The following is a 13,232-nucleotide window of genomic DNA, read 5'->3' as shown; positions in this document are numbered from 1 at the left end:
CACCGGAGGGTGCAACAGGCCGCAGCGGGGTTATCCCAGCACCCGTGTTTTCAACCATAACCCAAGGACACAACCATGAAATACGCACGTGCCATCGCCTTTTCCCTGCTTGCAGGCGCCACCATCGTTTCCACCGGCTGCTCGGTAGCACGCAACCAGCAAACCGTGGGCTCCTACATGGACGACGCGGGTATCACCACCGCCGTGAAGGCCAAGATGGCAGAGGATAAGAGCGTCTCTGCCACCGCCATCAGCGTGGAGACGCTGAACGGCACCGTCCAGCTCTCGGGCTTTGCCAAGACGCAGGCCGAGAAGGACCGCGCCGAAGCCATCGCGCGCAACACCAAGCATGTGCGCGAGGTGCGCAACAGCATCGTCGTGCGCCCGTGACGCACACGATTGCGCAGGAACGCCGCCCTCTGGGCGGCGTTTTTTTTCGGCTGGTAGGTGAGGCGCACTACCTGCGTCAGAATCCCTACGCATGCGACTGTTCCACTGCGGCCAATGCGGCTCCCTCGTGTTCTTCGAGAGCGTGCAATGCGTGCACTGCGGCTGCACGCTGGCGTTCTCTCCCGAAGACATGGCCATGTTGGCGCTCGCGCCTGCGGACGACGGCGACCACGCCCTGTCGCGCACCTGGCAGCGTGTTCCTACACGCGGCAGCGACGGCACTGCGCCACCGGCCCACTACCAGCTATGCACCAACCGCACCACCTACGGCGCCTGCACCTTTGCGCTACCGGCCGCAGATGCCCAGGCGCACGGCGGGCTGTGCGCCGCCTGCCGCCGGACGCGCGTGCTACCGGACCTGTCCCTGCCCGACAACCTGCGCCGCTGGTCGCAGATAGAGAGCGCCAAGCGGCACCTGTTCTACACGCTGGCGCGCCTGGGACTGTTGAGCACGCAGCAGCCCGGGCCAGTGTATGAATTCCTGGCGGACGTGGCGGGCGCGCCGCCCGTCATGACGGGGCATGCCCAGGGTGTCGTGACCCTCAACGTGGCCGAGGCCGATGACGACGAGCGCGCGCGCCGGCGCCAGGCCATGCATGAGCCCTACCGCACGCTGCTGGGTCACCTGCGGCATGAATCCGGCCACTACTACTGGGAAGAACTGGTGCTGCGCGCCGGGCATGTGGAGGCCTTCCGCGCACTCTTCGGCGACGAGCGGCGCGACTACGCCCAGGCGCTGCAGGCGCACTACCAGCGTGCCCCCCTACCCGCTGCGCAATGGCAGCCGCAGCACGTCAGCGCCTATGCCGCCGCGCACCCCTGGGAGGACTGGGCCGAGACGTGGGCGCATTACCTGCACCTGGTCGATCTGCTGGAGACGGCCGCCAGCTTTCAGACCCGCATGGCCATTCCCGGCACGACACCCGACCACGCGCAGCACTACGCCATGCCCGACCCGTTTGCACAGCCGGCGCCCGGTTTTGATGCCATGGTCTCGGCGTGGATGCCGCTGACGCTGCTACTCAACAGCCTGAACCGCAGCATGGGCCAGCGCGATGCCTATCCGTTTGCCCTGTCCACGGGCGCGCTGCGCAAGCTGCGCTTCGTGCACGACACCGTGGCGCGGCGCTGATCACGCCGCGGCGGTGCGGCCCAGCTTGTACAAGAGGCGCTCGTGCACGCCGGGCGAGACAAACTGCGCCACGTCGCCGCCCAGCGTGCCGATCTCGCGCACCAGCGTGCTGCTGATGAACTGGTACTGGCTCGCGGGTGTGAGAAACACCGTCTCGACGCCGGGCACCAGCGCGCGGTTCATGCCGGCAAGCTGGAACTCGTAGTCGAAGTCCGTGCCCGAGCGCAGCCCGCGCACCATGGCCGTGCCGCCGCGCGCGGCAGTGAACTCCGTCACCAGCCCCTCGAAGGACTCGACCTGCACCTGCGGACAGTCGGCAAGCGCCTGGCGCGCCATCTCCATGCGCTCGTCCAGGCTGAACAGGGTTTTCTTGTGGTGGGCAATGGCCACGGCCACGATTACGCGGTCGAACAGTCTTGCCGCGCGGCGCACCAGATCCTCATGCCCCAGCGTGATGGGGTCGAAGGTTCCGGGATAAACGGCGAGCACATGCGCCATGGCGTGGGGTCTCCTTGCAGTGGCGGAGCCCGCACGGGCTCCGTGGGGCGGATTATGCAGCGCACGCCTGCCCATGGGCGATTGAAGCCAAATCAGCCTCCAGCGCCCTACCAACAAGCGCGAGCAGCTCCTATATCAATAGCAATCAGGCTTTGTGGAGCAGGTGCGCATGCACGGCCCCGGCCTTCAGGTGCCGGTGCAGCGCCAGCCCCAGCGGGCCGAGCTGCTCCTGCGTCCAGGCTGCAGGCGCCTCCAGGTAGATGAAGCCGTCGGGCGCCACGGCCTGTGCGGCGGCCTGCAGCGCAGGGGCGAACAGCTCGCCGCCAAACGGCGGGTCGACGAGCAGCAGGTGCATGCTGGCCGGCGCGCACTGGCGCAGCGCGGCCACGCCGTCGCCACGCTGTACGCGCACGGCGCTCGTGTGCAGGCGCTGGCGCAGCGTCTCCAGCTGTGCGGCCAGTGCGGCGTCGCCCTCCACCAGCAGCACGCTGGCCGCGCCGCGCGATGCGGCCTCGAAACCCAAGGCGCCTGTGCCGGCAAAGGCATCCAGGCAGCGCCAGCCCGTCAGGTCCTGGCCCAGCCAGTTGAAAAGCGTTTCGCGCACGCGGTCGGGCGTGGGGCGCAGTCCGGGCTTGTCCAGCACGGGCAAGCGCGTGCGTTTCCACTGCCCGCCGATGATGCGCACCTCGCCGGCGCCCTTGGCGGGCGCACGCACTGCCGTACGTGGGGCTGTGCGCGGGGCGGCTGGCGCCGCGGCACGCCCGTTCATGGCCGGGCCTTTGCCGTGTCGGCCGGCTGCGCGCCCACGGTGACGGTCACCATGCGCTCGGGCTGCAGCTTGCGCTGCAGGGCGGCGCGGATGTCGGCCACGGTGAGGGCCTCCACGCGGTCGGTCCAGTGTTCCAGGTAGTCCAGCGGCAGGTCGTTCCAGGCGATGTTGACCACGTTGGCCAGCAGCTTGCGGTTGCTGTCGATGCGCAGCGCAAAGCCGCCGACGAGGTTGTCCTTGGCGGCGCGCAGTTCGGCCTCGGTGGGTCCTTCGGCCACGAAGCGCTCGAGCACGTCGCGCGTGACCTGCACGGCCTGGGCGGCCTGGTCGGGCCGGGTCTGCAGGCCGACGACGAAGGCCCCGGCGTTCAAGCCAGGTGAGAAGCTGCTGCCCACGCTGTAGGACAGGCCGCGCTTCTCGCGCACCTCATTGGTCAGGCGCGAGGTGAACCCACCGCCGCCCAGGATGTGGTTGCCCACCAGCAGCGCGAGGAAGTCCGGATCCCGGCGCACAAAGCCCGGCTGGCCGATGAGCACATGGGCTTGGGCCGAAGCGAAGGGCACATCCTCCTGCACGGCGCGTGCCAGCGGCTGCACCTCGGCCACGGCCGGCAACGGCGCACAGGCCCCGGCCTGGGGCGCAGGCAGGCGCGACAGCAGCGTCTGCACCAACGTCTGCGCCTGGGAACGCGTGAGGGCTCCCACGATGCTCACCCGCGCACGGCAGGCCTGCAGGTACTGGGCATGGAAAGCCTGCAGATCGGCCGGCTGGATGTTGTTCAGTGTCTCGGCCGTGGCGCGCTGGCCGTAGGGGTGGCTGCCGAACACCGCGGCGTTGAAGGCCTTGCCGGCGACCGTGCCGGGGCGTGTGTCGGCCTCCTTGATGGCGGCGCTCCAACGGGCCCGCTCGCGCTGCCACACGTCCGGTGCATAGCTGGGCTGGCCCAGCTGGCGCGCGGCCAGGCGCGCGGCACGGTCCAGCAGATCGGGCTCGGTCAGCGAGCGCAGCGAGAACGCCAGGCCGTCGCGCTCGGCGCCCGCCTCGAAGCTGGCGCCCAGGTCGGCCCAGGCCTCGCCCAGTTCGTTCTCGTCCATCGGGGGCTCGTTCGGCCCGCCCGCAGTCACGCCCTTGGAACTCATCAGGGCCGCCGCCGCAGCCAGGCCCGCCTGGGCCGCTGGGTCGCGGCGCGCGCCGGCATCGAAGTCCACCTGCACATCCACCATGGGAATGGCCGGGCTTTCCACCAGCCACACGCGTGCGCCGCTGGGCTCGGTCCAGTGCTGGATGGGCAGGAGCGCCCAGGCGGATTGGGTATAAAAAATGGCTCCAGCGCTTATCAACAAAGCGCGAGCAGCTATCGCTTTAAGATTTTTGTACATCGCTGACACCTTGGCTCAATGCACGCGGCCACCGGCAGCGTCGGGTGCTGGGGCGGCACGCTTGGTGCCTGCCGCCACGGGCTGGGGCAGCAGCGTGGCAACGGTGAGCTGATCGTCGCCGAAGTAACGCGCCGCCACGGATTGCACCTGCTGCGGCGTGACCGCGCGCAGCAGCTTGAGCATGCGCTCGTCCGCGTCCAGCGGCAGGCCCTGCACCCAGTTGCTGCCCAGATCGCTGGCCTGGCTGTAAAGCGAATCGCGCGCGTAGATGGTGGAGGCCGCCCACTGCGTTTTCACGCGCGAGAGCTCGGCCTCGCTCACGCCCTCGCGCGCCACGCGGGCCACCTCGGCGCGCAGCGCCTCCTCGACCTGGGCCGAGGTCTTGCCCGCGGCGGGCACGCCGGTCATGAGAAACAGCGCCGGTCCGCGTCCGAGGATGGACGCCTGGCTGTCCGCGCCGTCGGCCACACGGTCCGCACCCTGCGTGAGGGCTCGCTCCAGCCGCGCCCCGTCGTAGCCGCTGAGCACGGCCGACAGCACCAGCAGCGCCAGGCCGTCACGGTCGGCATCGGTCATGTCGTCCAGGCGCGTGACGCCCGGCACGCGGAAGGCCAACGCCACGTAGGCCTGCTCGGCCGGCGCCTTGAAGGCGATGCGGCGCAGGCCCTGCTGCGCCGGCTCGGTGCGCGGCTTGCGCGCTGGTAAGGCACGTGCGGGAATGGTGCCGTAGGTCTTCTCCGCCAGGGCCAGCACCTGCGCCGGGTCCACGTCACCCGCCACCACCACGGCGGCATTGCCGGGCACGTACCAGTCGCGGTGAAAGCGGCGCACGTCGTCGGGGGTCATGGAGTCCAGATCGCTCATCCAGCCCACCACCGGGCGGCGGTAGGGCGAAGCGATGAAGGTGGAGGCGAACAGCTGCTCGATGAGCGCGGCGCGCGGCTGGTCCTCGGTGCGCATGCGGCGCTCTTCCTTGACGACCTCGATCTCCTTGGTGAACTCCGCGTCGGGCCACTGGTTGTGGGCGAAGCGGTCGGATTCCAGCCGCATCACGTCGGCCAGCCGGTCGGCCGGTATCTGCTGGTAATAGCCGGTGTAGTCGCGGCTGGTGAAGGCGTTCTCCTGCCCGCCCAGCGCCGCCACGCGGCGCGAGAACTCGCCCGGCGGCACGGCCTTCGAGCCCTTGAACATCATGTGCTCCAGCACATGCGCCACGCCCGAGGTGCCGTCCACCTCGTCCATGGCGCCTACGCGCAGCCAGACCATGTGCACCGCCGTGGGCGCGCGCCGGTCGGGCTGCACGATGAGCTGCATGCCGTTCTTCAGGGTGAATTGCTGCGCACCGCTGGCCGTGGTGGCCTGGGCGTGCGCCGCCGCGGCAGACGCAGCAGGTGGGGATTCATGCGCTGGGTTTTGCGCCCAGGCGTGCAGACAGGCCAGCAGGCCCACAAGGGTGATAGCGCGTTTCATAGAATGGCTGCGATTCTAAGAACCCGCCAATGTTCAGTTTTTTCAAGAAGAAACCGCCCACCCCCACCGAACCCGCCCTTGCACCCGAGGACGTGGCCAGCCCTGCGGCGCCGCCCGCGGCCGACGCCCCCGCCAGCGGCGGCGCATTCGGCTGGCTGCGCAAGCCCTTTGGCGCAGGCGCCACCAGCGTGGCGGACCCGGCTGCCCCTTCGGCCGGTGCCCCCGCAGCCATCGACGCGCCCCTTGCCGTCCCCGAGCCCACCCCGAAGCCCGGGGGCGCACGCCAGGGCTGGATGGACCGGCTGAAATCCGGCCTGCGCAAGACCGGCAGCAGCATCGCGACCGTCTTCACGGGCACGCAGATCAACGACGCGCTGTACGACGAGCTGGAGGAAGCCCTGCTCATGGCCGACACCGGGGTGAAAGCCACGCAGCACCTGCTGGAGGACCTCAAGCGCCGCGTGAAAGAAACCAAGACCACCGAGCCTGCTGCCGTAAAGGGACTGCTGGCCGATGCGCTGGCCGACCTGCTGCGGCCGCTGGAAAAGCCGCTGGTGATCGGCGAGCACACACCCACCGTGATCATGGTGGCCGGCGTGAACGGCGCGGGCAAGACCACCTCCATCGGCAAGCTCACCAAGCACCTGGCCGACCATGGCGAGAGCGTGCTGCTGGCCGCCGCCGATACCTTCCGCGCCGCGGCGCGCGAGCAGTTGGGTGTCTGGGCCACGCGCAACACGGTGGAGATCGTCAGCCAGGAAGGGGGCGACCCTGCCGCCGTGAGCTTTGACGCCGTTACCGCCGGCCGCGCGCGCGGCAAAGATGTGGTGCTGGTGGACACTGCCGGCCGCCTGCCTACGCAGCTGCACCTGATGGAAGAGCTGAAGAAGATCCGCCGCGTGGTCACCAAGGCCGATGCCAGCGCCCCGCACGAGGTGCTGCTGGTGATCGACGGCAACACCGGCCAGAACGCCCTGGCGCAGGTGCGCGCGTTCGACGACGCGCTTCAACTCACCGGCCTGATCGTCACCAAACTGGACGGCACGGCCAAGGGCGGCGTGCTGGCCGCCATCGCGCAGGAGCGGCCCGTGCCCGTGTACTTCATTGGCGTGGGCGAGAAGGTGGAAGACCTGGAAACCTTCAGCGCAGGCGAATTCGCCCAGGCCCTGCTGACCTGAGATAGTTACCCCCTGTGGGCGGATACAGGCGGCAACCGCCAGCCATTGCTTCAACGCGGCGCTTGACCAGCCCCGGCTATCGAAGCGGGTCCACCTGCTGCGCCACCCACTGCACATAGTCCTGCTCTGCGTGCACGGCGTGGGTGAGCAGTTGCGGCACTTCGTAGGGATGCTGGGCACGCAGCCATTCCCGTAAGGCGGGCGCGGCAGACAGCAGCGTCTTGCACACCAGCCGCCACTCTGCTTCCGCCTGCTGCACCCCCTGCCAGACATAGTGCGAGGTGATGGCCTCCACCTGCACGCAGGCGGCCAGGCGCGCCTGGACAGCGCCGCTGGCCAGTCGGTGTGCGGCGGCGTCGCCGCCCACGGTGGTGGTCACAACGGCGATCTGTGCGTCTAGGGAAGATGTCATGATCGAAGTCTGGCACAAGGCGTAACTGCACAACGGACCTTGACGCGCGGCGAAGCAGCCCCACCTGCGTTCTAAGCGCCGTCGCTGCGCCTCTTGGTGGTTATTTCCTACATCCGTAGGGGAACTATGCCTTTAGCACTCTCTCCAATGGAGTGCTAATATGATTTGCATGGAAGAAAGGACTACCGATATGGCACTCCAGACTGCAACCTCCGTGACGACCCTCGCGCCCGCGAACCCGTGGGCGCTGGTTCCCCCGCTGGGCAACCTGGACGCCTATATCTCCGCCGTTAACCGCCTTCCCCTGCTCACGCAGGAGGAGGAGCAGCGCTACGCGCGCCAGCTCAAGGATGACAACAATGTCGAGGCTGCCGGCCGCCTGGTGTTGTCGCACCTGCGCCTGGTCGTGTCCATCTCGCGCCAGTACCTGGGCTACGGCCTGCCGCATGGCGACCTCATCCAGGAAGGCAACGTGGGCCTGATGAAGGCCGTCAAGCGCTTTGACCCTGACCAGGGCGTTCGCCTGGTGAGCTACGCCATGCATTGGATCAAGGCCGAGATCCACGAGTACATCCTGAAGAACTGGCGCATGGTCAAGGTGGCAACGACGAAGGCGCAGCGCAAGCTGTTCTTCAACCTGCGCTCCATGAAGCAGGGCTTCAAGGCCGACGCGCTGGACGCCGACACGCACCGCGAGACCCTATCCGATCACGAGATCGACCTGGTGGCCGAGCAGCTCAACGTGAAGCGCGAGGAAGTCATCGAGATGGAAACGCGCCTGTCCGGTGGCGACGTGCTGCTGGACCCCGCTCCCAGCGACGACGGCGAGCAGGCCTTTGGCCCCATCGCCTACCTCGCCGACGCGGGCCATGAGCCCACCGCCATGATCGAATCGCGCCAGCGTGACGCGCTGGCCACGGACGGTATTGCCACCGCCCTGGACAGCCTGGACGCACGCAGCCGGCGCATCGTGGAGCAGCGCTGGCTGCAGGTGAACGACGATGGCTCGGGCGGCATGACACTGCACGAGTTGGCTGCCGAGTACGGCGTGAGCGCGGAGCGCATCCGCCAGATCGAGGCGGCCGCCATGAAAAAGATGAAGAAGGCGCTGGCCGAGTACGCCTGAGCCTTCGCCCAGCAGCCCGGATCGCGCGCAGAGATCGCGGGCAGATAATCCAGGCGCGCAGCCCTCACCGGCTACGCGCCTTTTTCTTTGCCGGCCGGGCCGCACCTGGCTGCCCGGCCCAGACTGGAGATCGCCACCCATGTTCCCCCACCCCCTCGCCCGCCGCGGCCTGCTGGCACTGGCCCTGGCTTCGGCCTGCGGCGCCGCCATGGCCCAGAAGGATGCCGCGCCCGCCACCCCCGGCTGGCCCGCCAAGCCCCTGCGCATCATCGTGGGCTTCCCACCGGGTTCTTCGCCCGACCTGACGGCGCGCACCTTCTCCGAGCCACTGTCCCAAGCCCTGGGCCAACCCGTGGTCGTGGAAAACAAGGTGGGTGCGGGCGGCAACATCGGCGCCGATGCGGTCGCCAAGGCGCAGGACGGCCACACCATCGGCCTGTTCATCAACGGCAACCTGACGATCGCCAAGCTGCTCAACGCACACGTGCCCTACGACCCCGTGAAGGATTTCGCGCCGCTGTCGCTGATCGGCGTATCGCCCCTGGTCCTGACCGCTCCCGTGAACCAGCCCGACGTGCCCGCGGGCGCCGACGCACGCGCCTTCCTGCAGGCCGCGCGCACCGCGGGCGACCGCTGGAGCTACGGCACCCCCGGCGTGGGCACCGTGGGCCACCTGGGCACCGAGCTGCTCAAGGCGCGCACCGGCATTGCACCGGTGCACGTACCCTACCCCGGCTACCCGCAGGTGGCCACCGCCATGCTGGGTGGCCAGTTGCAAATGGCGCTGCTGCCGCCCGCGCTCGCGCAGGCCCAGGCACGGGCGGGCAAGCTGCGCCTGATCGGCGTGACCTCCGCGGGCCGCAGCACGCTGGCGCCCGAGGTGCCGAGCCTGGCGGAGGCCGGCGTGCGCGACTTCCAGCTGGAGATCTGGAACGCCTTTGCCGCACCCGCGTCCATGCCCGCCCCGGTGCGCGCACGGCTGTCCCGCGTGATCGGCGAGATCGCCCGCAGCCCGGAAGTGCGCGCCAAGCTGTTCCAGCAGGGCTGGCAGGCCATTGGCTCCTCGGCCGAGGGGCTGGCCAACCGGATCCAGGCCGACACGGCCACCATGAGCCGCGTCATCCGCGAACAGGGCATCCGCGCCGATTGACCGCGCACCGTCGCAGCGCGGCGGCCACGGCGGTAAGGGCCGGCCGGGGGCGCGGCCTGCGGCGCGCAGTGCAAGCACTTGGTCCCAAACGTTGACCTAGGTCACGGGGCAGGACGGCCCCGCCTTGCACACTCTCCGCCAATCCCCAGCACTCCGAGGCCGCTGACCGGCCCTCTGCGAGACGCTACGGTATTCATAGCTTCCACCGCTTGCCAGACAAGCGCTGAAGCCCATTTTGGCTTGTACTCATGACCGACCATCCGTCCTCCGGCGGCCATACCTGCAACGACTGCGCCTGCCAGCAGCAGTGCCTGCTGGGCCGCCTGGACCCGCAAACGCGCGCGGGCTGGCGCGGGCACCTGACGGAACGGCGCTTTCGCAAGGGCGAGATGCTGCAGCGCCAGGGCGAGAGCATCCACAGTGTGCAGGTGGTCAAGATCGGTACGCTGCTGGTGCAGCGCCGCGGCGACGATGGAGTGGAGCACCCCGTAGGCATGGCGGGCTGCTGCGAGGCCCTGGGCGCCCCCGCGCTGCTGCAGCAGCCGGCGGACCTGTCCTACGTGGCGGTCACGCCGGGGCGCGTCTGCCAACTGGACCTGGCGCCCCTGCTGGGGGCCGGCCGCCAGTCCCAAGGCGAATTCCTGCTGGAACTGGCGCGCGAGCAACTGAACGCCAACGCGCGCCTGGCCGACTGGGGCCGCATCGCCCGCATCCGCGGCGTGGTGGGCCAACTGGCGGGCGCGCTGCTGCAACTGGCCGAGCTGCAGCGCAGCACGCTGGTGCGCCTGCCCAGCCATACGGTGCTGGCTGCCCTGCTCGCCACCACGCGCGAGTCCGTGGCGCGCGCCCTGGCGCTGCTGGCGCAGGAGCAAGGCGTGCTGCGGCGCGACCGCTGGCACTGCGAGATCCAGCGCGCGCCACTGCTGGCGCTCACGCGCGGCGGCCGCCGCTCGGCGGCCAACCTGTACCAGGCGCGTGCGGCTGCGCGCACCACCCCTGCGGCGCAAGCGCCGGTGCACGCCGCGCTGTAAGCCAGCGTCGCTGCCGGCACCTCAGCCCAGCGCACCTTCCGCCGCCACGTCGGCACCGGCCGCGTACAGCAGGGCCACGTCGTCGGGCGACAGCGCCTTGGCAAACAGCCAGCCCTGGTAGCAGGCGCACTGCATCTCGCGCAAAAACTGCAGCTGCTCGCGTGTTTCCACCCCCTCCACGACCACCCGCAGCCCCATGGTGTGCGCCAGCGCGACCACGGCGCGCACCAGCGTGGTGTCGCCTCCGCTGGCAGGCACGTTGCGCATGAATTCCCGGTCCACCTTGATGTGCGACACCGGCAGGCGCTTGAGGTAGGCCAGCGACGAGTGGCCCGTGCCGAAGTCGTCCAGCGCCACGGCCACGCCCAGCGCGCGCAGCTCGTTCAGCACCTGGCAGGCCTGCTCGGGGTCGGCCAGGGCTTCGGACTCGGTCACCTCCAGTTCCAGCAACTCGGGCGGGACATGGTGGGTACGCAGGTTGCGCGCCACCTGCTCGACGAGGTCGGTCTGCCGCAGCTGCTGGGCGGACAGGTTCACTGCCACGCGCAGACGCATGCCCTGGCGCTCCCACGCCGCGATCTGGCGACAGGCCGCGGCCATGACCCAGGCGCCCAACTCCAGGATCAGTCCCGTGGCCTCCGCCACGGGCACGAAGCGCTCGGGCGACACCTCGCCCAGCTGCGGGTCGTGCCAGCGCAGCAGGGCCTCCACACCCACCATGCGGTTGGTGGCCACCTCGACCTGCGGCTGGTAATGCAGCGTCAGCCCGCCGTAGGCCAGGGCCAGCTTGAGCCGGTCGTGCAACTGGATCTTCTCGGCCATCTTGCGGCCCATGGACGGGGCGTAGAACGCGAAGTTGGCGCGCCCGCGGTGCTTGGCGTGGTACATGGCCATGTCGGCATAGCGCAGCAACGTGGCGGCGTCCCCCGCATCCTGCGGGCACAGCGCGATGCCCATGCTGGCGCCGAAGTTCAGTTCGAACCCCTGCACGCGGCAGGGCACGCACAGCGCCTGCATCAGCCGCGCGGCCACGCACTCGGCCTGCGCGGCGCAGGCCACACCGGGCAACAGCACGGTGAACTCGTCGCCGCCCAGGCGCGCAAGGATGTCGCCCGTGCCCAGCGCACCCCGCAGGCGCCGCGCCACCTCCTGCAGCACCTGGTCGCCGGCGGCATGGCCGTAGCCATCGTTGATGGCCTTGAAGTCGTCCAGATCGAGCAGCAGCAGCGCGAAGGGCGGGCTTTGCGCTGCCGCCTGCTCCGCGATCGCCTGTTCCAGCCGCTGGCCGAACTTCCAGCGGTTGAGCAGGCCGGTCAGCGTGTCGTGCGTGGCCTGGTAGTGCATGCGCGCCTCCAGGCGCCGCAGGTCGGAGACGTCGCGCACAAAAGCCACCACCGTGCCCCCGTGGGCGGAGGAATGGCCGAGGGCGATGTCCACCGGCACCTGGCTACCGTCGCGTCGCTGCAACCACAGGTCGCGCCCCATGCCCATGGGCCGGCGGCTGGGAGACTGGTGGTAGCGCTGCATATGCTGGCCATGCTCGGGCCGCGCGTGCACCGGCACCAGCAGGTCGATGGACTGGCCGCACAACTGCGCGTTGGTGTAGCCGCTGATGGTCTCCATGGGGGCGTTGACCATGAGGATGCGGCCCTGTCGGTCGGCCAGCACGATGCCGTCGGGCGCCGCATCCATGGCAGCGCGCTCCAGCGTGCCCGCGCGCAGGCTGCCGATGCGCTGCAGGAAGGCCGCCGCACTGTCGTCGGCGGCGTCATCGGTCCGATGGGGCGACGGGTGCGTCACGCCGTCCTCGGACCGGGGGCGGGCGGCAGGGGCAAAGGAATCCATGGCGCGTCGGTAGGGCGTCGGTAGGTTGAGGCCGTGGCCGGCGCCTGCGCCATCACCGTCGATGCGCCTGGCGGCCAGCCACTGCGCACTCTAGGCAGGCGCGGCGCACTCCTGGCGCCTATCGCCACCCAAGGTGACGCACACGTCAATTCAGGCCCTACGGGCAATGTGGCTTTTGCCACACGCCAGCCCCTGGGCGCGTGGAGCGCGTGGAATCAGCGCGTTTCGTCCAGCAGCGCGCGCACGTCGGCCGCCAGGCTCTGTGCCCCACTGCCGTAGCGGTGGTACACGCGCAGGCGGCCGGCGGGGTCGTAGACATAGCTGCCGGCGGAATGGTCCATGGTGTAGCTCGTGGGGGTCTGGCCTTCCACGCGCTTGTAGTAGATCTTGAAGTCCTTGGCCACGGCGGCCAGTTGCTCGGGCGTGCCGCGCAGCGCGAGGAAGCTGGGATCGAAGTTGGCCATGTAGGCCTTGAGTACCTCGGGCGTGTCGCGCTCGGGGTCCACGCTGACGAAGATGCCTTGCAGCTTGTCGCCGTCCGCGCCGAGGGCGCGCTTGACGTCGGCCAGTTCGGACATCGACGTGGGGCAAACGTCCGGGCATTGCGTGTAGCCGAAGAACACCACCACCACCTTGCCCGCGAAGTCCTTGAGGCTGCGCTGCTGGCCGTTGTGGTCGGTCAACTGCAGGTCGCGCGCGTACTCGGCGCCCGTGAGGTCCACCCCCTGGAACTTGGGCGCCTTCGGAGAACACGCGGCAAAAGTGCCTGCAACGCCCATCCATAGAGCGCCA

The 13,232-nt window shown here is 69.5% G+C and carries 13 protein-coding genes; 6 read left to right on the top strand and 7 right to left on the bottom strand.

The genetic code is table 11. The annotated features are described in order from the left end of the window. The first annotated feature begins 75 nt into the window (after nt 1-75). Nucleotides 76-390 carry a BON domain-containing protein gene (locus AC1PPL_RS17620; RefSeq protein WP_015914146.1) on the top strand — a complete coding sequence of 105 codons (315 nt, stop codon included), beginning with the start codon at nt 76-78 and terminating at the stop codon, nt 388-390. A gap of 91 nt (nt 391-481) precedes the next feature. Then, nucleotides 482-1,582, top strand: a complete 1,101-nt coding sequence (locus tag AC1PPL_RS17615; RefSeq protein ID WP_287744375.1) for a zinc-binding metallopeptidase family protein — start codon at nt 482-484, stop codon at nt 1,580-1,582. On the opposite strand, the gene coaD is transcribed toward AC1PPL_RS17615, so the two are convergent. The 4 genes from coaD to AC1PPL_RS17595 all read right to left on the bottom strand — a co-directional run bounded on the left by coaD (nt 1,583) and on the right by AC1PPL_RS17595 (nt 5,698). Continuing rightward, on the bottom strand, nt 1,583-2,080 hold the full coding sequence (gene coaD, locus AC1PPL_RS17610; protein WP_479973801.1) for a pantetheine-phosphate adenylyltransferase: 498 nt from the start codon (nt 2,078-2,080) through the stop codon (nt 1,583-1,585). 145 nt (nt 2,081-2,225) lie between these two features. Continuing rightward, nucleotides 2,226-2,849, bottom strand: coding sequence for a 16S rRNA (guanine(966)-N(2))-methyltransferase RsmD (gene rsmD, locus AC1PPL_RS17605; RefSeq protein ID WP_479973800.1), 624 nt, complete (start codon nt 2,847-2,849; stop codon nt 2,226-2,228). Beyond that, the gene (locus tag AC1PPL_RS17600; RefSeq protein ID WP_479973799.1) at nt 2,846-4,228 is read right to left on the bottom strand and encodes a M16 family metallopeptidase; all 1,383 of its coding nucleotides are present in this window, start codon (nt 4,226-4,228) and stop codon (nt 2,846-2,848) included. The genes rsmD and AC1PPL_RS17600 overlap by 4 nt, the downstream gene beginning before the upstream one ends. Nucleotides 4,229-4,243: 15 nt before the next feature. Beyond that, complete coding sequence (locus tag AC1PPL_RS17595) at nt 4,244-5,698, bottom strand: M16 family metallopeptidase (RefSeq protein WP_123676195.1); 1,455 nt, start codon at nt 5,696-5,698, stop codon at nt 4,244-4,246. A gap of 29 nt (nt 5,699-5,727) precedes the next feature. Here AC1PPL_RS17595 and ftsY point away from each other — a divergent pair, with 29 nt between their 5' ends. Beyond that, the gene (ftsY, locus tag AC1PPL_RS17590) at nt 5,728-6,876 is read left to right on the top strand and encodes a signal recognition particle-docking protein FtsY (RefSeq protein ID WP_479973798.1); all 1,149 of its coding nucleotides are present in this window, start codon (nt 5,728-5,730) and stop codon (nt 6,874-6,876) included. Nucleotides 6,877-6,952: 76 nt separating this feature from the next. On the opposite strand, the gene cutA is transcribed toward ftsY, so the two are convergent. After that, the gene (gene cutA, locus AC1PPL_RS17585) at nt 6,953-7,288 is read right to left on the bottom strand and encodes a divalent-cation tolerance protein CutA (RefSeq protein ID WP_479973797.1); all 336 of its coding nucleotides are present in this window, start codon (nt 7,286-7,288) and stop codon (nt 6,953-6,955) included. A 190-nt stretch (nt 7,289-7,478) separates the two neighbouring features. On the opposite strand from cutA, the gene rpoH reads away from it, so the two are divergent. The 3 genes from rpoH to AC1PPL_RS17570 all read left to right on the top strand — a co-directional run bounded on the left by rpoH (nt 7,479) and on the right by AC1PPL_RS17570 (nt 10,595). Continuing rightward, nucleotides 7,479-8,414 carry an RNA polymerase sigma factor RpoH gene (gene rpoH / locus AC1PPL_RS17580; protein WP_479973796.1) on the top strand — a complete coding sequence of 312 codons (936 nt, stop codon included), beginning with the start codon at nt 7,479-7,481 and terminating at the stop codon, nt 8,412-8,414. Between the two features lie 139 nt (nt 8,415-8,553). After that, a complete protein-coding gene (locus AC1PPL_RS17575) occupies nt 8,554-9,564 on the top strand; it encodes a Bug family tripartite tricarboxylate transporter substrate binding protein (protein ID WP_288012576.1) in 1,011 nt (336 codons plus the stop codon). A 248-nt stretch (nt 9,565-9,812) separates the two neighbouring features. Beyond that, nucleotides 9,813-10,595 (top strand): Crp/Fnr family transcriptional regulator, encoded by a 783-nt coding sequence (locus AC1PPL_RS17570; RefSeq protein WP_088888415.1) that lies wholly within the window; start codon nt 9,813-9,815, stop codon nt 10,593-10,595. 21 nt (nt 10,596-10,616) lie between these two features. Here the strand turns inward: AC1PPL_RS17570 and AC1PPL_RS17565 are convergent, their stop codons facing one another. Beyond that, complete coding sequence (locus AC1PPL_RS17565; RefSeq protein ID WP_479973795.1) at nt 10,617-12,440, bottom strand: putative bifunctional diguanylate cyclase/phosphodiesterase; 1,824 nt, start codon at nt 12,438-12,440, stop codon at nt 10,617-10,619. Nucleotides 12,441-12,655: 215 nt separating this feature from the next. Continuing rightward, a complete protein-coding gene (locus tag AC1PPL_RS17560; protein ID WP_252102585.1) occupies nt 12,656-13,219 on the bottom strand; it encodes an SCO family protein in 564 nt (187 codons plus the stop codon). Nucleotides 13,220-13,232 lie beyond the last annotated feature (13 nt).

The sequence above is a fragment of the Diaphorobacter sp. B2A2W2 genome, from assembly GCF_056730635.1.
This window is presented reverse-complemented; position numbering and strand designations above follow the sequence as displayed.